Source organism: Methylobacterium sp. J-026 (genome assembly GCF_022829585.1).
In the GTDB taxonomy this organism is placed as follows: Bacteria; Pseudomonadota; Alphaproteobacteria; order Rhizobiales; family Beijerinckiaceae; genus Methylobacterium.
The window spans coordinates 35406-54303 of sequence record NZ_JAKSYC010000050.1; the positions used below are offsets into that span (position 1 = coordinate 35406).

Consider the following 18898-nt stretch of genomic DNA (forward strand, 5'->3'; position numbering starts at 1 on the left):
CCGCGGTCAGTGACGCTGGGCGGCGGCCGCCCGCTGCGCGGCCTCCGCCGGGTCGCCCGCATTCTTGGCGCCCGGAGCGTCCGGGGCCTCGTCGGCATCGTGCCTCGGGCCGGCCTCGCCATGGGCCGGGGTCTGATCCAGGGGCTTCACCGTCGCCCCCGCGGTGATCTTCTGGACGCCGTCGATCACGACCTTCTCGCCGCCCTTGAGCCCCTCGCGGATCAGCCAGTTCTGGCCGACCACCGGCCCGACCTCGACGGGCTGGCGCATCACCGTGTCGTCGGCGCGCACCACCCAGACCTCGGCGCGGCCGTCCTCGGTGCGCTGGATCGCCTGCTGGGGCACCGCGATGGCGTCGGAATCGATGCCCTGCTTGATCCGGGCCCGCACGTACATGCCCGGGAACAGCTCGTCATGCGGGTTGGGGAACTGCACCCGCAGGGTCACCTGGCCGGTGCTCGGATCGGCGGTGACGTCCGAGAACAGCAGGCGGCCCGCCAGGGGGTAGAGGGAATTGTCGTCCATGATCAGGTGGACGTTGGCGGTGTTCTCCTCCAGCCGGGCGAGCTCGCCGCTGGCCAGATCCCGGCGCAGGCGGTTCAATTCGCCCACCGACTGGGTGATGTCGACGTAGATCGGGTCGAGCTGCTGGATCGTGGCCAGCGCCCCCGTCGAGCCCGGCTCGATCAGGGTGCCCTCGGTGAGCAGCGCCCGGCCGATCCGGCCGGTGATCGGGGCGCGCACGTCGGTCCAGCCGAGGTTGAGCTGCGCCCGGTCCCGGGCCGCCTTGGCGCCGGCGACCTCGGCCTCCGCCTGCTTCTTGCCCGCGAAGGCGGCGTCGTACTGGGCCTGGCTGGCGGTGGCGCGGGACAGCAACTGCTCGAGCCGGTCGGCCTGCTGCCGGGCGAGCACCAGGGCGGCCTCGTGGCGGGCCAGCACGGCTTCCGCGCTGGCCAGATCGACCTGGAAGGGGGCCGGGTCGATCTTGTAGAGGATGTCGCCCTCCTTGACCTGGCTGCCCTGCTCGAACAGGCGCTTGACCACGAGGCCGGACACCCGCGAGCGGACCTCGGCGATGCGCATCGGGGCGACGCGTCCGGGCAGGTCGCGCAGATAAGGGATCGCCTGCGGCGTCACCGTCACGAAGCCGACCTCCGGCACGGGGGGCGTCGGCGCGGCGGCCTGCTTCGGATTGCAGGCCCCGAGGGCGAGCAGGAGCAGCGCCGCGGGCAAAGCTGCGGTCGCGCGGCGCGGCGCCCGGATAACGGACAGGGTTCTGGCGGACAGAGTGCGGGTCACGGCTACCGACGCTCCTGGAAGCATGCGTCTGATGAGGCTTACGCGACGCAGAAAGCCGCGCATCGACGGGTCGGATCTCGGACCGGCCCACGGGCCGGCCGGACAGGGATCGGGAGAGGTGCGCGTTCCAGCCGGCCGTCACGGCCGGGCGCGCGTCAGGCCGACCGGGGCGGCCGGTGCGGCGAGCCGTGCGGCACGGCGGCCGGCACGGTGTCGGACCTGTAGGCGAACGCTGCGGACAGGGTGTGACGGGGCCGCGGCGCCTCGACCGGCGCGCGGGGAAGGCCCAGTTCGGTGAGGATCTCGCTGTCGGCGGGGCGGAGATCGGTGCGGTCGAAGGCCGACCGCTCGGCCTCCTGGGCCGCATCCTGCGCACCCGACAGGACCGCCATCCGCGGGCTCTCGACGGCGCAGGCCGGGCCCGCGACCGTCACGGCCTGGGCGGGCACGGATGCCGTGGCGCCGGCCGCCGCCAGGACGAGCAGCGCCAGCACGGCGAAGCCCCGGGCGAGGCGGTCCGGCAGGCCCGCGACACGGCGGGCCAGGAGGGCGGCGGATCGGATCACGGATCCGAGATAAGCATGGCCGTCCCCCGGCGCAATCACCCACGGCGCCGCGCCATGCGGTCGGTGTTGCCCGAAGCCCACACGGCGCCCCGGATTCATCCCCTCCCCCCGGCCGGCCTCACCCTCGCCGCGAAGTCCGGGCCGGCTCGCCGCAGGGTCGCGGCACCGCCGCGACGACCGACGCCATCGGCAAGAACCGGCCGGAGAGGACCTGACACCATGTCGAGACGGATCGCGCTGCTCGGGATCGCGGGGCTTCTGCTCGCGAGCGCCCCCGCCTCCGCCAACCCGCTGGACAGCGGGCCGCTCGCGGATTTCCTCAACGTCTTCCGCAGCCAGGCGATCCCGCGGGAGACGATCGGCTGGAACAGCACCGAGAAGCCCGGCACGATCGTGGTCTCGACCCGCCAGCGCCGGCTCTATTACATCCTCGGGAACAGCGAGGCGATCCGCTACGGCGTCGGCGTCGGCCGGCAGGGGTTCTCCTGGTCCGGCACCAAGACCGTGACCATGAAGAAGGAATGGCCGGCCTGGCGCCCGCCGCAGCAGATGCTGGCCCGCCGCCCGGACCTGCCGCGCTTCATGGCCGGCGGACAGGACAACCCGCTGGGCGCCCGCGCCCTCTATCTCGGCTCCTCGCTCTACCGGATCCACGGCTCGAACGAGCCCGACACGATGGGCGCTGCGGTCTCCTCGGGCTGCATCCGCATGACCAACAAGGACGTGGTCGATCTCTACGACCGCGTCCGGGTCGGCACCAAGGTGGTGGTGCGGGACTGAGTCCGCGAGCGGGACGTTTGCCGGCAGGAGCGGGTGGTGTGTCGGCTTGGCCGCGCGAAGGTTATCGGCGCGCGTCCAGGCCAGCCCGATCACCGCGTTCCGATCCCGCATGCGTGAGGGGGCTCCTCGCGCCCGGCATCGAACCCGCTTTGTCCAAGCGTGAGGTTCAGGCGCCCGTTCACGACCGGGCCAGCGGACGGCCCGCGGGGGCTCCGGCACCATCGCCATGGGCGGCTGTGTCGGCCATCCTCCACATCGCCCGTGGCATCCTTCCTGCTCCAAAGACCCCACGAAACGGGTTCGCGAGCCTTCGACGGGACGCTCCGGATCTCCGCGAGGGTCCTCACACCATCTCGAACGGGGAGAGCGATTCGGCGGCGTCCAGGCGTCCGCCACCGTCGTGGGCGGGTCGTCCGCACTCGGCGCTCGACCAGGTTATGGGCGATGGCGGCAGGTCCGTCTCGAAGACGGCGCGCCCCGCCACGGCGTTGACGATGACGGCGCTTCGCCAGGCCATCAGGCTGAGCTGCGGCTCCGCGATGCCGTGGCTGATCAGGCCGCCATTGAGCACGAAGACGCGGTTCCGCGCCGGCCCATCCCAGGCCGCGGCGAAGTCGGGACCGATCTGCGGGCGCCCGGTCGCGTCGAGCCTGAGACGGTCGCGCAGCGGGTCGAGGCAGGGCGGCAGCGCGAAGCGGTAGCCGGTCGCCAGGATCACGATGTCGGCCTGGACGACATCGATGCGCCCGTCGAAGCCGTTGCGCATCAGGAGGCGGTAGGATCCGCCCGCCCGCTCGACGTCCATGACCTCGCGATGCGGCATCAGGCGCGCCGCGACCGGCGCGTCGGAAGCGTGCCCGGCGAGATGCCGCACGGTGTAGAGGCGCTGGTAGAGGGCCTGCAGGGTCGCGGGCGAGATGCCGTCGCCCGCGAGCTTCTGGTGCGCCACGGTCGAGCGGCGGCGCGCCTCCGGGAGGGCGTGGAAGCGTTCGACATAGCCGGGCGTGAACAGCTCGTTGGTGAACGGCGTCGCGTCGATCGGCTGGAAGTTCGGGCGACGGCTGATCCAGTCCACGGAGGCCGGCGCGTCCCGGCTTCGGTTCAGCAGGGTCAGGACGATCTCGGCGCCGCTCTGGCCGCCGCCGATCACCGCGACCCGCCGGCCGGCGGTGCGGTCGAGGCATGAGGCGGCCTGGGCGCTGTGGACGTGATCGCGCGGGTCGAGCTTGCCCGCGAAGGCCGGCAGGTTCGGCTGCAGGCCGACGCCGACGGCGATGGTGCGCGCCCGGACCGTCCCGCCATCGCCGCGCAGGCGGAACCCGTCCGCCGCGAAGCGGACCTCGTGGATCGCCGTGCCGAAGCGCAGGCTCGGGAGCCGGGCCGCCACCCAGGCGAGGTAGCGCGCGAATTCCTGCCGCGGCACCGCCCCGAAGTCGGCGTTGAGGAACTCATAGAAGCGCTTCTGCGCCACCAGATAGGCCATGAAGCTCCAGGGGCTCGTCGGGTTCACCGCCGTGACGAGATCCTTGAGGCAGGAGGTCTGGAGCGCGACCTCCGGCAGCATCATGCCGGGATGCCAGTCGAAGGCCGGGGCCCGGTCGAAGAACCGTGCGTCGATGTCCGCGACCGCGTCGAGCTGCGCCGCGAGGCTCAGGTTGAAGGGGCCGATTCCGATGCCGGCCAGATCGAGCGGGTGGTCCGTCATGATGCGAGAAGCCCTGCCTGGGAGCCTGTCCGGGAGGCGGCCCCAGGTGTCGCCTGAGCCGTCGCGGCGATGTCTGCGCGGTGGAGGGGGTTGATCAGGTCGCTGCCGAGCCGCGGCACCGGCCGCAGGTTCGAATCGCCGTAGCCGAGGGCGAGGCGGACGCGGTTGATGCAGACCCGCGGCACGGTCGGCGCGAACAGATCGAACAGGCGGAAGCGGTCGGCCAGTTCGGGATGCCGGGACTGGTAGCCGCGCAGGGCCCGCGCCAGCGCGCCGTAGAAGGCGATCTCCGGCACGCCCTGGTCGCGCAGCAGCGCGTCCGAGACGAAGCGCAGCAGGCTCGCGAAATGGCCGGTCTGGAGATGCTGCAGGAGATGGGCGGCCGGGCGGCGCAGCAGCGTCTCCCGCACGCCCGCCGGCAGGTCGCGGCTCTCCGGGAAATCCTGGTCGACGAGGTCGGCATCGCCCTGGAAATCCTTGAGCGCCACGCCGCAGGGCACGCCGTCCCGCAGGATCAGGGTGACGTTCTGGCCGTGGGCGATGAAGCCGACACCGTAGCGGCAGAGGAAGTGGTAGAGCGGCACCGCCACGTGGTCGAAGAGCCGCTCCAGCCACGCCTCGGCGCCGAGGCCCGAGCGGGCGACCAGGGTGCCGACGAGGGGATGGCCCTGCGCGTCCGCCTTCAGGAGCGCACCCATCATCAGGGCGGAGGTGCCGGGTTCGAGCCGGCCCTCGACGCCGTCGCGCCAGATCACGCCCAGCATCTCGCGATACTGGTAGGGGGCGTCGGCGATCCGCTCGTAGACGGGGTGCGGGTAGAAGGCGCCGGCCCGCTCCCGCAGGATCACGGTGCCGGCGAGCGCGGGATCGTGGGCGGCCGTGTCGGCGAGCCAAGCCGAGAAGGCCGGCCCGATCGCCATGTACTGGCCGGGCACGCCCCGCCACGCGGAGGTGTTGAGGATCGTCAGCGCGAGCTTCACGTCGAGGCGGCCGCCGGAGTCTGCGCACGCCAGGGTGCGCAGGGATTGTAGGGGCGTGTAGGCCCGGCCGAAGGTCCCGAGCGGGACGAGGCGCCCGGCCGCGATCTCGCCCGCAAAATGGAGGGCGATCCGGTTCTGCCACTGCCAGGGATGGACCGGCATCAGCAGGAACCGCGCCGGATCGACGCCGCGCGCGCGACAGGTCGCCTTCAGGCGGGACCGCTCGGGCTCGTCGAGGGCGTCGGCGAGGAGATCGTCCTCCGCAAGGCCGGGCTCGCGGTCGAAGCGGCAGGCGGCCCGGTCGGCCGCGACCCAGAACAGCCGGATCTCCGGCTGGAATTCCGGCGCATAGGCCTCGAAATCGGAAAGCCCCCAGCCGATCCGGCCCTTGCTCGCCGGTGCCTTGGGGTGGCCGTCGAGATAGGCCTGCAGGATCCTGTCGCTCAGGGCCAGGAGCGCCGGCCCCGCCCTATCCCGGGCGATCGCCGCGATCCGGGCATCGGCCGTCAGGGTGCTCATCAGCTCGGCGATGTAGGTGCAGAGCGTCGCGGGCGCGATTGCCAGCACCCGGCTCGCGTCGACCAGGAAGCCGGCGGCGTCGCCGGCCGGGCCGGCGCGATCGCCGGCGACGCGGACCAGGCTTGCGGGATCGATCGCGAGATTGCCCCAGATCCGGCGCTCGGCCCGGAAGCGGTAGGCGACCCCGTCGTCGAGGCGCAGCAGCCACTGCGTCCCGTCGCGATCCGTCGGCTCGGGCGCGAGCGCCTCCTCGAAGGCGAGTTCGGCGATGGTCTTGGCGATGAGCGCGCGGTTCAGGTCGAGCCAGAGCGGCGCGGTCACCGGGCCGCCCCCCGGCAGCGGTCCGGCGCTCACAGGGTCACCGCGCGGAAGAAGCGTTCGCGCTCGCAGCAGACGAGGGCCGCGCGCTTGTGGGGGAAGTCGAATTCCTTGAGCGTCTCGTAGGCCGCGTCCGCGCAGTAGCTCAGCATCTTGCGGTGCGAGGCCCGCGGCTCGCCCATGATCCGCCGGGTGCGGGGCTCGTCCAGGAACAGGTAGTGGGTCACGGCCTTGAACCACGCCAGCGTCTTCGGCCGGCCGAGATGGGCGGCGTTGCCGATGAGCCCGTGCCAGCCGCGGTCGAAATCCTCCGCGTCGTAATAGGGCCCGAGCCGGTCCTCCTTGGCCCAGTAGAACTCGAAATAGCCGACCGGCACGTCGTCGAAGCTGCCGATCACCCCGAACAGGTGCGGGTCGGCCTCCTGGTCGGCGAGGTAGCGGTCGAGCTCCGCCGCGCCCTGTGCCAACTCCCAGTAGTAGGCGACCCGGGGCTGGTTCATCCATTCGTGGAACAGCGGGAGGTCGCGCCGCCGGTCGATGGAGCGGAACGACAGGGTCGTGCCGAGATGGGGCAGCCAGCGCCGGTACAGCGTGCCGTTCGGTTGGGGCGGCCGCAGGGGCGGAAGGCGGTCCTGCGGCCCGACGCGCGACCGGGTAAGCGGGTAGGCGGCCCGCGTCCCCGGGCTCAGCCAGAGCAGGGGGAGCTGGTGGAACTGCGCACGCTCGATCAGCGCGTCGGGCGCGGCGCCCGGCTTGGAGTGAGTCTCGCCGGCTCGAGCGCTCTCCGCCGAGGTGGACGCCGGCTCGGCGCAAGAGAGCGCGTCACAACAAAGGCCTGGAGTCGTTCCCGATTGCGGTGCGATCGGGAACGACTCCAGGGCGAGCAGCGCCGGGGCGCCCCCGAGACCGGCGACGCGCAGGCGCGGCACGTCCGGGCAGCGCTGGAACGCGGCCTCGACCAGGGCGGCCACGATCGCGGTCTCGCCGGGATGCCGGCCGTCCGGGTGCAGGATGTCCAGGATCGCCGTGTCGGCGCCGGCCGGCCTGCGCAGCTCCGCCTCGGCGACCGTCGCGCCGTTGCGCATCGCCTGGAGCCGGGCGGTGTGGGCGTCGCGGGGCAGGCTCTCCACCGTGAGACTCTCGCCGGCGACAGGCCAGTGCCGGCTCGTTCCCGTCCAGCCGTCGAGGGGGATGCCGACGAAGCTGTCGGCGCGGGCGCGCAGGGTCATGGGCGGACCTCCGCGGGGGCGACGGCGAGCGGGTTGGGCAGGCCGGCATAGTGCGCCAGGGGATCGGTCACGTCCGTGTTCTCGTTGATGTTGCGGAAGCAGATCATGAAGTTGCCCTTGCTCCCGAGGGTGGGAGCGTCGAGCAGGAGGCGCAGGCAGGTCTTGTCGGGGAGATCCGTCCCGGCCAGCGCCTCGACGAAGCGGCGCAGCTGCCGGATGAGCACGGCCTCGCGCGCCAGTCCCGCGATGGCGATCGCGCCGATCACCGCGAAGACGCTGTTGACGATGAGGTAATAGGCCATGATCCGTGCGGCCTCCGCGGCGGTGAAGCGGTGGCCGGATCCGAGGTCGAGCCCCGGCGCGGCCTCGGCCAGGACGGGCAGGAATTCGCGCACGAAGCCCGTGCCCTGGCAGTCGCGGAAGAAGGCCTCGGCCGGCCAGCCGTCGTCGAGGCCGAGGACGAGGTTCTGCTGGTGCGCGCCGAACAGCAGGCCGAACGCGCATTGCATGCCGAGGAGCGGCCCGACCACGAGGTCGAGGAAGCTTCCGAACCAGCGCAGGGCCACGGTCTCGGCCCCCTGCGCGCCGCCGCCCTCCCGCTCGGCGATGCGCAGGATCGTGTCGGCGAGCGCGCTGCCCCGGCCGTCCGGATCGATCTCGCACAGGGCGGCCAGGACCGCCGCCGGGCGCTGCCCCGATCCGCGGAAGGGGTTGTCGCGCAGCGCGACGATCGTCTGCGGCAGCACCGCGCCGTCGGCGCCGCGCAGGGCGAGGTAGCCCGGCTCGCCGAGGATGTGGAAACGCGGCCAGCGCGCGGCGATCGCCGCCCCGACCGACCCCTGCAGCAGCGCGTCGACCGCGAGGCCGCGCGCGCACTCGACCGGCTTGATCAGGCGCAGGGAGTTGGTGAGCCGGAGGCTCAGCGAATGCTTCAGCATGACGCGCGCGTGCGGCGCATAGAGGCTGCGCAAGGAGGTCGTGGCGAACCACGGGCTGCCGCCGGACCCGTGGTCGATCAGTTGGCTTGACCGGAATAGGGCGTCGACCGCCGGATCGAGGGTGAGCCGGGCCGCCTGCCAGGGATGCATCGGCAGGAGGACGCGGCCCTCCGCCGCCGCCGGGATCCGCCGGTCGAGGGCGGGATCCTCCGCGGCCAGGCCGGCGCTGAGATCCGCCGCGGTCTCCGCCCGCGAGGTGCCCTGCACGATCGCGTCGGGCGCGGCCGACCACCAGCGCAGGGGAAAGCCCCGTCCGTATTCGGGCGCGAAGGTGCGCGCATCCTCGGGCGTGAACCCGTCCCGGCTGCGCGGGGTCGGGTGCACCGCATGGCCGAAGCGCAGGGCCCGCTCGGCCTCCTGGAAGCTCGGGTCGGCATGCAGGCCGAGGCCGGGCGCGGGGGCGCGGGCGAGCGCGTCCTCGATGGCGGACAGGCTCTGGAAGACCCGGCCCAGGAAGGCCGGCGCGGCCCGCGCCGCCTCCGGGCCGACGATGGCCGGCTCGTGGGCGACCGCCGCGGCGAATTCCGCGAAGGCCATGATCCGGGCGGGCGCGCCGGCGCGGTGCTCCCGGAACGGGAGACGGAACACGTGCAGGCCGACCGAGGAGCGGTGAACGACCGCGATCTCCACCACGGAGCCGCGGCTCGGCAGCGGGATGCGCAGCCGCCCATCGCCGGGGCCGGCCTCCATCTCCGCCTCGGCGGCCGGGGCGAGCGACCAGCCCGTCCACTCCCGCAGAAGGCTGTTCAGGAAGCCGCGCGCCGAGATCTCGCAAGCAACGTCGGCCAAGCAGATGCTCGGATCGACCATACGTCCACCTCCATCCCGCGATTTATGTCGATAGATGAAGACAGATTGCGAAGCAATCCCGTTTTTATACTATGTAATTATTTCAAAACTACATAACACGTTTTGCAATCCTGCCGGCCGATGCGCTAAGACGGCGCCTCTCGACGAGGCGCCCATGGTCCCACACCCGATCGGCACGTCCGGACGCGCGGCGGCGCGGCTCTCCCTCGCGGCGGCCTCCGTGGGCTTCGGTCAGTCGGCCGTCCTGGCGCTGGTGCCGGTGACCGCCGCGCGCACCGGGCTCGACCCGGCCGCGATCGGGGGCGTCGCCCTGCTCGGATCGGTGGTGTTCCTCGTCTGCGCACCGGCCTGGGGGCATTGCGGCGGCGCGTGGCGCCTGCGGCGCCTGTTCGGGGGCCTCGCGGCGCTGATGGTGCTCGGCCACGGCCTGTTCGGTCTGGCGCTGGTGCTGCCGGGCCTGCCCGCGGCCGCGGCGCTGAGCCTGCTCGCCGCGTCGCGGATCGCCTACGGGGCGGGCGCGGCCGGGGTGATGCCCCATGCCCAGGCCGCGCTGGTCCGCGGCCTGCCGGAGGCGCTGCGCCCGGCGGCCCTCGGGCGGCTCGGCGCCGGCCTCTCGGTCGGCCGCATCCTCGGCGCGCTGGTGATGGCGGCCGGCCTGTTCGGGGCGGTCGCGCCGCTCCTCGCGCTGGCCCTGAGTCCGCTCCTGCTGCTCGCGGCGCCGGACCTCGCCGGCGGGCCCCGGCCTGAGCGGGGCGGGGCGGGGCCGAGCTTCCTGCGCGCCGCGGCGCCGCTCCTGGCGATCGGCTTCGCGCTGACCGTCGGCCTCGGGCAGATCCAGATTGTGCTCGGCCTGTTCCTGCAGCGGCGCTTCGGTCTCGGCGCCGAGGCCGCCGCCGGGCTCGCCGGGGTGATCTTCGCGCTGGTGGCGGTCGCGACGATCCTGACGCAGCTCCTCGTGGTGCCCCGTCTCGGCCCGAATCTGGGGCGCAACCTGGCCCTCGGGCTCGCCGGGTTCACGGCCGGCTGCGGCCTGATCGCCCTGGCGCCGGCCCCGTGGCTCGCCGGGCTCGGCGCGGTCCTGGCGGGCGCCTGCCTCGCCGTCGCGACGCCGACCTACACCGCGGCCCTGGTGGCCCGGGTGCCGGAGGGCGCGCAGGCCGCAGCGGCGGGCTGGCTGGCGAGCGCGCACGTGCTGGGTCAGGGGATCGGCGCCCTGAGCGGCGGCGCGGCCTTCCGGATCGCCCCGACCCTGCCGCCCTGGCTCTGCGCGGCGCTCGGCCTCGCGCTGATCCCCGCGGCCCTGCGGCTCGGCAGGGGACCGGGCCATCAGGACGGCCCCCGGCCGGTGCCGAGCAGCCGCACGGTCGCCACCGTGGCGGCGCCCGAGAGCAGCGTGGCGAGCCCGAACAGGGCCCCGTAGCCGAGGAGGTCGGCGAGCTTGCCCGAGATCAGCGCGCCGACGAAGTAGACGATGAGCTGCGCGCAGGCGAGGATCGTGAAGTCGGTGCCGGGCTGGTCGGTCGAGGAGACCGCCATGAACAGGCTGTAGAGCGCCACGATCTCCATGTAGCGGATCAGCGTCTGGAACCCGGCCGCGCCGAAGAGCGGCCACAGGCCGACCACGGTGCCGAAGGCGTGGGCCGCGAACAGGGCGAAGCACAGGGTGCGCGCCGCCCCGAGCAGGCCGAGCGTGGCGGCGGTGCCGCAGCGGCGCACCAGCAGCGCGGCGATGCCCGATCCGGCGAGCCCCGCCGTCGCCGCCGAGAGGCCCGACAGGTAGCCGATCCGGTCGAGCGGCACGCCGGCATCGACGAGGTAGGCCCCCTCCATCGCCTTCACGAGACCCTCGCTGACCCGGTAGGTCAGGGCGACCCACAGGATGGTGCGCACCTCCGGCCGCCGCAGGAAGGCGCGGATCGAGGGGCGCGGCGCGCTCCGGCCGGGCGCGGGATCGCCCTCGCGCATGCAGAAGGCGGCGGCGAGCGGCGGCAGGCAGAAGGCGGCGGCGGTGAGCAGCATCACCGCCCAGCCGGCATGGTGGTAGAGCACGAGGCTCAGCGTCCCGCCCACCACCACGCCCAGGGCGACCGAGCCGCCCTGGATGGCGTTGCCGATGGCGCGGTCCTCGGGCCGCAGCCGCGTCACGGCGTAGCCGTCGGTGGCGATGTCCTGCGTGGCGATCAGGAGCGCGGCGACGAAGCCGATGCCGATCAGGCCGGCCACGTCGGTGGGGCCGAGCGGCAGCATCGCCAGGATGCAGCCGATCACGCCGACCTGGGTGACGATCACCCAGCCCGCCCGGTGCGCCCGCGCGAAGGGCCGGACCCGGTCGACCACCGGCGCCCAGAGGAACTTCAGCACCAGCGGCAGGAACAGCAGGCTGAGGTAGCCGATCGCCGCCCGCGAGACGCCGGCCTCGCGCAGGATCGGCGGCAGCGCGGCCGCGATCAGGTAGGAGGGGATCGCCTGCGCCATGTAGAGCGCGGCCAGCACGGCGAAGAGCCGCAGCCGCTCGGACCGGGCGGCGCTCACGTGCGGAAGTCCTTTACCGTCACCCGGGCGACCGCCTCGTCGGGCGCGATCCGGATCGGGAAGCGCCAGAGCCGGCGGAACACGTCCGCGCCTGCTTCGGTGAAGCCGGGCCGCACGAGGACGAGGCCGCGGCAGAGCCGGTCGAGGTCGGCGCGGGTGCGCTTGAACCACAGGTTCTGCGCGCGTTCCCCGGCGGTCGAGAGCTTGCCGATTCCGCCGAGCACCAGGATCAGCGCGAAGGGCCGGGCCTGCGCGCCGATCCGCTCCAGGGCGTCGAGATAGGCGGCCTCGTCGCCGGGTTGCGGCGGCCCGAGCCAGCGCAGGACGACGAGGCCGTCCGTCTCCTCCACGGCGACCATCGGCTCAGAACGTCTTGCGGTAGCCGACCGTGACGGTGCGCCCGAGCCCGTAGACGGTCAGGTTGCGCACCGAGGTCGCGGTGGGGTTCCAGTAGGCGGCGTCGAACAGGTTGTTGACGGAGGCGTAGAGCTCGCCGCCGGCCAGGGGCGCGCCGACGGAGGCGTTCACCGTGAAGGCGTCCTTGAGGCGGTAGCGGGTGCCCACGAGGTCGATGCGGGCGTCGCGGCCGCTGAAGCCCTCCCCCTCGAGGCGGACCGAGACGCCGTTCGCGAACAGGTAGGTGCCCGAGACCGTGGCGCGGAAGGGTGCGCCGATGCGGTTGTTGGGCAGAGAGCTGTCGAGGCGCCCGTCCTTGTTGGTGTCGTAGCGGCCCTCGCGGTAGCCCAGCACGGTGCCGAGGCTGAGCTGCTCGGTCACCTGTGCGTTGCCGGTGAACTCGACGCCGTAGATCATCTCCTTCTGCTGGCTGAGCCGGCTGGTCAGCGGATCGAAGGTCGTACCCTCGTCCGAGGTCGAGACGAAGCCGCCGAGGGAGCCGGAAAAAATCCCTACCCGGCCGCGGACGCCGAAATCGTAGGAGTTCACGATCTGCGCCTGCGGGGCGATGCTGGAATACGCGATGGTGGTGCCCGCCGGCAGGCAGAAGGGCCGCGCCACCGGGCAGGCATAGGCGAGCGACAGGCCGGCCCGCCGGGTGAAGGCGCCGATATCGGCGAGCGCGTAGCCCTGGCTGAAGCCGCCGTAGAGATCGATGCCGGGCAGGAGGTTGAAGGTCGCGCCCGCGTTGAAGGTCGGGGCCGCGTAGGAGAAGCGCCCGCCCGTGACGGCGAGGGCCGGCAGCACGAAGGTCGAGTAGCCGAGGGCGTTGCGGGCGGCGGTCGCCGCGAAGGTGGTCGGCCGCGTGTAGCCCGCCACGTCGAGGTCGAAGTGCTCGTAGCGCATGCCGGCCCGCAGGGTCAGCCGCTCGCCCAGGGGCAGCTGCAGCAGGGCGAAGCCGGCATAGCTGTTCTGCTGGAGCGGCGTGAACACGTCCGCGCCGTCGCGGGACCGCTGACGCGTGGATTCCGCGATCACGTCGGTGCCCCAGGTCAGCTTCATCCCGGGGAGGAGGACGCTCAGGTCCGTGTCGAGGGTCAGGTTGATGCCGCCGCGCTCGGTCGCCAGCGCGGACTGGTTGGCGAGGCTCGTGGGCGCGGTGGGCCTCAACGAGTAGGTCACGAACGGGTTCGCCGGATAGGCGAATTCCGTATAGTTGAAGCGCTTGTTGATGTCGTTGAAGAATCCGAGCAGCGACAGCGACCCGAGCGGGGTGTCGCGGTCGGTGTAGCGCAGGTACAGCGACCGGGTGTCCTCGGCCACCGGCAGCCCGGGGTAGAGCCGCGCGTAGTTCGGGCGCGCGTAAGCGCCGGTGTAATCCGTGAGATAGCGCGGGTCCTGGTTGAGCAGGATCTGGGTGAGGCCGAACTCCAGGCGCTTGGCGAGGTCGAGGTCGTAGCCGAGCCGCAGGTTGATGTTGCCGAGCTGGAAGCGGTCGCCGCCGCCCTGGCCGAGCTGCCCGTCGGAGGGCATCTCCCGGCCCTTGCCGTCGTAGGTGCGGCCGGCGAAGCGGCCCGATCCGGTGAAGGCGTAGTCGACCCCGTCCGGCACCTTGCCGGTCACGCTGATCGAGGTCTCCGGCGCGAGCCCGTGGACGGGATCGGCCGTGAAGGTCCGCAGGGCGGTGTTGACGGTGACGACCGGCTTCCCGTCGGTGGGGCGCCGGGTGATGAAGTTGACCGTGCCGCCGGTGGCGCCCGCGCTGTAGAGGCTGGAGGCGCCCGCCACCACCTCGATCCGCTCCACGCTGTTGAGGTCGATCAGGTTGAGGATGCGCGAGACGTCGCGCAGGGGCGTGTTCACCGGCACGCCGTCGATCAGGACCAGGAGGTTGCGCCCGCGAAAACTCTCGGACGCGCTGGAGATCGTGCCGTTCGGCGCCGAGAAGCCCGGGACCAGCTTCGCCAGCACGGAAGAGGGGCTCGACGTCAGGGCGAGCTGCTGGCGGATCTGCTCCCGGTCGACCACCTGGACGCTCTGCGGCACGTCCTCGATCCGCCGCGGGGCGCGGGTGGCGGTCACCGAGATCTCGTCGAGGGCGACGGTCGGCCCGGCCGTCTGCGCGGAGGTCTGCGCGGCGGTCTGCGCCTGGGCCGGACCGGCCAGGATCGTCCCCGCACCGAGGATCGCGACGAGACCGACATACCGCATGACGCTCACACCCACCCCTGTGCGCCTTGGTCGAGGCGCCCCGTTGCCGCCGCCCCCGCCGTAGCCGCCCGTGTAACGCGGACGCCAGACCGGCACGGATCGCAGTTTAAAATTCGTCTAATTTGAAAAATACGAGATCATCGATCCGGGATCGAAAGTAGAAAATCGCAAATCCTCTCGACATCGTCTTGGGCCTCTAGCATGATGACTGCCCGCCCGCTTGGACTCAGGCGAGCAAGAGTTCGGACTGCTGCGCAGGATCCGGCCGCATTGGGCGTATGATGACGAAGCGGACGGATCCGGCGGGCGCGTGCTCCGCCGAAGGGGAGACCGGTTCGGCGCAGGCGCGCGCGTCGGACCGGGGATTGCGGGCCCTGCCCGATCACAGCCCGGCCGAGCCGGTCGGCAGCGCGCCCCCGCGGATGATCGCGGAGCCGGATGCGCTCCCCTTCCGGGGACGGACCGCGATCCGCCTGGACCCCGATCTCGGCATCGCCTCGGTGTTCGGCCCGTCCCGGACCTGGTGCGACGAGGCCCCGGTCGAGCGCCTCCTCCTGGTGCGGCCCGCGGCCGGGCGTCTCCAGGTGACGCAGGGCGGGCGCACCCTCGCCTGCTGCTCGCGCGATGCGCTGCTCGTCGCGGCGAGCCGGGGGGCCGTGTTCGCCGCGACCGGCGTCGAGCGGATCGACGTCCTGGCGATCGAGCGGACCCGGCTCGCGGCCCCCCTCGCCGCCCTCGACGCCGGCGTCCTCCGGCGGATCGGGCGGGACCATCCGGGCCTGCAGACCCTGACCGCCTATGCCGCGGGCCTGCTGCGCGGGCTGATCCCGGCCGCCACCGCGGGGCTCGCGGAACTCGCCCGGGCGCACCTGGCCGAGCTCCTCGCCCTCATCGTGCGCGAGCCCGACCTTCAGGCGAACGCGCCCGTCCCTACCCGGCGCGACCTGCGGATCCAGGTGCTCAAGGCCGAGGTCGAGCAGCGCCTCGGCAGCCCGGACCTGAGCCTGGACGCCGTGGCCCAGGCCCAGGGGATCTCGAGCCGGCTGATCCAGGCGCTGTTCCAGGCGGAGGGCGAGACCTTCTCGGGCTTCGTCCTCGCCCGCCGCCTCGACCGGGCGATGCAGCACCTCACGGCTGGCGACGAGGCGCGGCCGATCGGCGCCATCGCCTTCGATGTCGGCTTCGGCGACCTGTCCTACTTCAACCGGACCTTCCGCAGACGCTTCGGCCTCACCCCCTCGCAGGCGCGACGGTTGCCGCGGAGGGCGGACCGGGTCCAGGCCCTCGCTGCGGAGCACGTGTAGGGCCTGGTCTCGATCACGGCCAGACGGCGATCTCCGCCCGGCATGGCGGGCCAAGCGCTCCGAACGCCGCGCGCCCGTCACTCCAGAGGCGTGTGGGTGCTGTGCTCCAACCGGCAAAGGTGGATTCCAAAGGGATCCTCCCTTTGGCGGGGTCCTTGGCGCAGAGCCCCGGGGCTTTCGCAGGGCTTGCGCCCCGCACCCGCGACAGGTCTCGGACCTCTCGAAACCATCGCGGGCCACAGATAGGATCCGTCGCGTCGGCCGGACCCTGTCCCGGTCCGGCGCCTTCGGCTATCCTGGCCGCATGAGCAGACGCGCCGATTCCCGTTCGCTCCGCCGGATCGCGGCGGGTCTGGTGCTCGGCGCCGGGTTGCTGCCGGCCGGCCCCGCCGCGGCCCAGGCGCTGCTGTGGCCGGCGGTCGGCTTCGCGCCCTTGCCGTCCTTCGCCTGGCCCGGGCCGGTCCAGGATACGGACAGCCGCTGGACGGGCAGCTACGCCCGGCTGTCGACCGGCTACGCGGTCGCGTCGTCCCGGCACTTCGGCAGCTATGGGGGTCCCACCCTCGGCTTCGAGGGCGGCAGGATGTGGCAGGCCGGCCCGATCCTCTACGGCATCAGCGGCGGCCTCGACTACCTGGCCGGGCTCGACGGGACCCTGACCCCGGGCTACGGGCGGCTCGCCTATGCGCAGGACTTCGCCGGCACCCTGGAGATGAAGGTCGGGACCCTGCTGTCGCCGGATGTCCTGGTCTACGCCAAGACCGGCGCGGTGGCCGTCCACGAGACGCTGCGCGTCGGGCCGCGGCCGGGGGCGCTTCCGTTCAGCCGCCAGGACATCGCGGTGCGGCCGGTGGCGGGCGTCGGGGTCGAGTGGGCGGTCACGGATCGCCTGACGCTGGCCGTCGAGGCGGGGGTGGTCGGGGCGGGGATCCGCTGAGGGGCGTTCAGCGTCCGTCCCGCCCCGCGCGCGGGCGGCAGGACGCTGCCAGGGCGGCGAGGTCGCGCCACCCGTAGGCGATCTCCGTGAAACGGCCATGCCCGCGGGACGCTTCGGGCGCGTCGAGCGCGGTGCCGTCGAGACCTTCGAGGAAGCGGCGGCCCGGCGCGTTCGTGCGCAGCACCCAGGCGCTGGCGGCACGGTACCCGGCCTGCCGGAGCCCCGCCGCCGTCGCGGCGACCAGGGCCCGGCCCGCTCCGCGCCCCTGGGCGGCCCGCAGGACGTAGAGATCCCGGATCTCGCCGTCGAAGCCCGCCGCCTTCAGGGTCTCCGCGCGCTGGGCGTTGCCGGCGCCGAAACCGACCGGCTTGCCACCCGTCTCGGCCAGATAGACCGCCTCGCCGGGGCCCGGCTCCAGGCCGCTGAGAACCTGCGCCCACCAGGCCTGCCGCACCGCGACCGTGAGGGCGGCGATCATCTCGGCGGGCAGGAGGCCACCATAGGCCTCGTGCCAGGTCGTCACGTGGATCGCCGCGAGGGCGGCCGCGTCCTCCGGCCGCGCGGGCCTCACGACCACGCCGCTCGTCGTCGGGATCCGGATCGTGGCCATACGCTCAGGTCCGATCGCACGGCCTCCCGGCCCCGCTACTTCGGCACGAACGCCCAGTAGTCGAGATCGAGGATCACGGCGGGGTCGTAGCCGTCCCCGGCGCGGTCCGGGAAGGCGCCGCAGGGCTGGTTCTTGGTGGCGACCGTGCGCAGGCGCAGGAGCCCGACATCGGCGCGGCCGACATCGGCCGCCGCCAGCACCTCGCTCCAGGCATAGACCGTATCGCCGGCAAACAGCGGCGCCACGTGGCGGCCGGCATTGATGCCGGCGAGCGCGAAGGCGTTGGCCAGCCCGTTGAAGCTGAGCGCCCGGGCCAGCGAGATGACGTGGCCGCCATAGATCAGGCGCCGGCCGAACCGGGTGTCCTTCGCGGCCAGCCCGTCAAAATGCACCTTGGCGGTGTTCTGGAACAGCCGCGTGGCGATCTGGTGCTCGGCCTCCTCGACGGTCATGCCGTCGACGTGGTCGATCTTCTCCCCGACCGCATAGTCGGCGAATCGGTGCGGGCTGCCGGCGAGTTCCGAATCGTAGGCGGCGGCCGAGAGGGGCGGCAGGGCGCCGGCGAGATCCCGCGGGTCGACGACCTTGGCGAGGGTCGGCACGTGCGCCTCGGCGATCGCGGCCGCGGGGTCGCGCTTGCGCACCAGCACCCAGCGGCAATAGCTCAGCACGGTCTCGCCGGCCTCGTCGGACCCGACCGAGCGCACGTAGACCACGCCGGTCTGGCGGTTCGAACTCTCCTTGAGGCCGATCACCTCGGAGACGGTGGAGAGGGTCTCCCCCGGATAGACCGGCCGGCGGAAGCCGCCCTCCGCGTAGCCGAGATTGGCGAGCGCGTTGAGGGAGACGTCCGGCACGGTCTTGCCGAACACCATGTGGAAGGTGAGCAGGTCGTCGAGCGGGCTCTTCGGATACCCGAGGGCGCGGGCGAAGGCGTCAGAGGATTGCACCGCGAAGCGCGGGCCGTAGAGGCCGGTGTAGAGCGCCACGTCGCCCACCGTCACGGTGCGCGGGGTGGCATGGCGGATGGTCTCGCCGAGGCGGAAATCCTCGAAGAAGCGGCCGGGATTCGTCTTCACGGGCGGGCAGTCCTACTGCGCGTAAACGTAGGTTGCGGGCACGGCGTATTCGTGCAGCAGGCGGCTGATGAACAGCAGCAGCAGGATCAGGATGATCGGCGAGATGTCGACGCCGCCGAGATTGGGCAGCAGGTTGCGGATCGGCCGCAGCACCGGCTCGGTGATCCGGTAGAGCACCTCGCCGACCTGGGCGACGATGGGATTGCGCACGTTCACCACGTTGAACGCCACGAGCCAGCTCAGGACCGCGCTGGCGATGAGGACGTAGATGAAGAGCTGGACGACCGTGTCGAAGAGCCAGATCAGGGCGTTCATGCGGGTCCGCGTACTATCCTCGGGGCACCCGCGTCCCAGCGCCGGATCGGCGCGCGGCGGGCGACGGTGAAACAGGAATTGACAGGCTGAGCCGCCCGCGCCTACAAGGCCGGCGCCTCGACGGGGCTGTAGCTCAGATGGGAGAGCGCCGCAATCGCACTGCGGAGGTCAGGGGTTCGATTCCCCTCAGCTCCACCAGGCAGTTTTGAGAAACTGCGTGCCTGGTGGTCGATACGAAAAGCGCCGCGGTGTCCGCGACTTAGCCGCGTCTCCACGACGATATGCCAGTCTCTGCCCCGCCAGACCTCGG

Annotated in this window: 16 protein-coding genes and 1 tRNA gene; 5 read left to right on the forward strand and 12 right to left on the reverse strand. The window is 72.6% G+C overall.

Annotated features, from left to right (window positions below; translation table 11 throughout):
* Positions 1-6 precede the first annotated feature (6 nt).
* On the reverse strand, positions 7-1299 hold the full coding sequence (locus MKK69_RS03295; RefSeq protein ID WP_243965428.1) for an efflux RND transporter periplasmic adaptor subunit: 1293 nt from the start codon (positions 1297-1299) through the stop codon (positions 7-9).
* A gap of 155 nt (positions 1300-1454) precedes the next feature.
* Complete coding sequence (locus MKK69_RS03300; RefSeq protein WP_243965430.1) at positions 1455-1865, reverse strand: hypothetical protein; 411 nt, start codon at positions 1863-1865, stop codon at positions 1455-1457.
* 219 nt (positions 1866-2084) lie between these two features.
* On the opposite strand from MKK69_RS03300, the gene MKK69_RS03305 reads away from it, so the two are divergent.
* Positions 2085-2645: a L,D-transpeptidase gene (locus MKK69_RS03305; RefSeq protein WP_243965431.1), complete on the forward strand. Its 561-nt coding sequence runs from the start codon at positions 2085-2087 to the stop codon at positions 2643-2645.
* A gap of 343 nt (positions 2646-2988) precedes the next feature.
* Here MKK69_RS03305 and MKK69_RS03310 read toward each other — a convergent pair whose 3' ends face one another.
* From MKK69_RS03310 to MKK69_RS03325, 4 genes are read right to left on the reverse strand one after another with little or no spacing between them, the layout of a single operon-like run.
* The gene (locus MKK69_RS03310) at positions 2989-4350 is read right to left on the reverse strand and encodes a lysine N(6)-hydroxylase/L-ornithine N(5)-oxygenase family protein (RefSeq protein ID WP_243965432.1); all 1362 of its coding nucleotides are present in this window, start codon (positions 4348-4350) and stop codon (positions 2989-2991) included.
* Complete coding sequence (locus MKK69_RS03315) at positions 4347-6203, reverse strand: IucA/IucC family protein (RefSeq protein WP_243965434.1); 1857 nt, start codon at positions 6201-6203, stop codon at positions 4347-4349. The genes MKK69_RS03310 and MKK69_RS03315 overlap by 4 nt, the downstream gene beginning before the upstream one ends.
* Positions 6200-7396: a GNAT family N-acetyltransferase gene (locus MKK69_RS03320; RefSeq protein WP_243965435.1), complete on the reverse strand. Its 1197-nt coding sequence runs from the start codon at positions 7394-7396 to the stop codon at positions 6200-6202. Before MKK69_RS03320 ends, MKK69_RS03315 begins: the two co-directional genes overlap by 4 nt.
* Positions 7393-9183 (reverse strand): IucA/IucC family protein, encoded by a 1791-nt coding sequence (locus MKK69_RS03325; RefSeq protein WP_243965436.1) that lies wholly within the window; start codon positions 9181-9183, stop codon positions 7393-7395. Before MKK69_RS03325 ends, MKK69_RS03320 begins: the two co-directional genes overlap by 4 nt.
* Positions 9184-9358: 175 nt before the next feature.
* Here MKK69_RS03325 and MKK69_RS03330 point away from each other — a divergent pair, with 175 nt between their 5' ends.
* Complete coding sequence (locus MKK69_RS03330) at positions 9359-10624, forward strand: MFS transporter (RefSeq protein WP_243965437.1); 1266 nt, start codon at positions 9359-9361, stop codon at positions 10622-10624.
* On the opposite strand, the gene MKK69_RS03335 is transcribed toward MKK69_RS03330, so the two are convergent.
* Genes MKK69_RS03335 through MKK69_RS03345 form a run of 3 tightly spaced genes read right to left on the reverse strand, consistent with a single transcriptional unit; the run spans position 10531 to position 14343 of the window.
* Positions 10531-11736 (reverse strand): MFS transporter, encoded by a 1206-nt coding sequence (locus MKK69_RS03335; RefSeq protein WP_243965438.1) that lies wholly within the window; start codon positions 11734-11736, stop codon positions 10531-10533. The two genes, MKK69_RS03330 and MKK69_RS03335, sit on opposite strands and share 94 nt — an antisense overlap.
* On the reverse strand, positions 11733-12095 hold the full coding sequence (locus MKK69_RS03340; RefSeq protein WP_243965439.1) for a hypothetical protein: 363 nt from the start codon (positions 12093-12095) through the stop codon (positions 11733-11735). Before MKK69_RS03340 ends, MKK69_RS03335 begins: the two co-directional genes overlap by 4 nt.
* Before the next feature lie 4 nt (positions 12096-12099).
* Positions 12100-14343 (reverse strand): TonB-dependent receptor, encoded by a 2244-nt coding sequence (locus MKK69_RS03345; RefSeq protein WP_243965442.1) that lies wholly within the window; start codon positions 14341-14343, stop codon positions 12100-12102.
* A gap of 365 nt (positions 14344-14708) precedes the next feature.
* Between MKK69_RS03345 and MKK69_RS03350 the strand changes: the two genes are divergently transcribed.
* Together MKK69_RS03350 and MKK69_RS03355 are read left to right on the forward strand one after the other, a co-directional pair.
* Entirely contained in the window at positions 14709-15647 is a 939-nt protein-coding gene (locus MKK69_RS03350; protein WP_243965443.1) for an AraC family transcriptional regulator, read from the forward strand.
* A gap of 304 nt (positions 15648-15951) precedes the next feature.
* Positions 15952-16584, forward strand: coding sequence for an outer membrane protein (locus MKK69_RS03355; RefSeq protein ID WP_243965445.1), 633 nt, complete (start codon positions 15952-15954; stop codon positions 16582-16584).
* A gap of 7 nt (positions 16585-16591) precedes the next feature.
* Here the strand turns inward: MKK69_RS03355 and MKK69_RS03360 are convergent, their stop codons facing one another.
* From MKK69_RS03360 to MKK69_RS03370, 3 genes are read right to left on the reverse strand one after another with little or no spacing between them, the layout of a single operon-like run.
* Positions 16592-17194, reverse strand: coding sequence for a GNAT family N-acetyltransferase (locus MKK69_RS03360; RefSeq protein WP_243965446.1), 603 nt, complete (start codon positions 17192-17194; stop codon positions 16592-16594).
* Positions 17195-17229: 35 nt separating this feature from the next.
* On the reverse strand, positions 17230-18273 hold the full coding sequence (locus MKK69_RS03365; RefSeq protein WP_243965448.1) for a MaoC family dehydratase: 1044 nt from the start codon (positions 18271-18273) through the stop codon (positions 17230-17232).
* 12 nt (positions 18274-18285) lie between these two features.
* Positions 18286-18588: a YggT family protein gene (locus tag MKK69_RS03370; RefSeq protein WP_243965451.1), complete on the reverse strand. Its 303-nt coding sequence runs from the start codon at positions 18586-18588 to the stop codon at positions 18286-18288.
* Positions 18589-18710: 122 nt separating this feature from the next.
* Between MKK69_RS03370 and MKK69_RS03375 the strand changes: the two genes are divergently transcribed.
* Positions 18711-18786, forward strand: a tRNA-Ala gene (locus MKK69_RS03375).
* Positions 18787-18898: the final 112 nt, after the last annotated feature.

What these genes read in the sequence shown, in the direction of transcription:
- MKK69_RS03320 (WP_243965435.1), bottom strand. Translation starts at nt 7,396, where the DNA reads ATGACCCTGCGCGCCCGCGCCGACAGCTTCGTCGGCATCCCCCTCGAC.
- MKK69_RS03360 (WP_243965446.1), bottom strand. Translation starts at nt 17,194, where the DNA reads ATGGCCACGATCCGGATCCCGACGACGAGCGGCGTGGTCGTGAGGCCC.
- MKK69_RS03305 (WP_243965431.1), top strand. Translation starts at nt 2,085, where the DNA reads ATGTCGAGACGGATCGCGCTGCTCGGGATCGCGGGGCTTCTGCTCGCG.
- MKK69_RS03345 (WP_243965442.1), bottom strand. Translation starts at nt 14,343, where the DNA reads ATGCGGTATGTCGGTCTCGTCGCGATCCTCGGTGCGGGGACGATCCTG.
- MKK69_RS03355 (WP_243965445.1), top strand. Translation starts at nt 15,952, where the DNA reads ATGAGCAGACGCGCCGATTCCCGTTCGCTCCGCCGGATCGCGGCGGGT.
- MKK69_RS03310 (WP_243965432.1), bottom strand. Translation starts at nt 4,350, where the DNA reads ATGACGGACCACCCGCTCGATCTGGCCGGCATCGGAATCGGCCCCTTC.
- MKK69_RS03340 (WP_243965439.1), bottom strand. Translation starts at nt 12,095, where the DNA reads ATGGTCGCCGTGGAGGAGACGGACGGCCTCGTCGTCCTGCGCTGGCTC.
- MKK69_RS03330 (WP_243965437.1), top strand. Translation starts at nt 9,359, where the DNA reads ATGGTCCCACACCCGATCGGCACGTCCGGACGCGCGGCGGCGCGGCTC.
- MKK69_RS03370 (WP_243965451.1), bottom strand. Translation starts at nt 18,588, where the DNA reads ATGAACGCCCTGATCTGGCTCTTCGACACGGTCGTCCAGCTCTTCATC.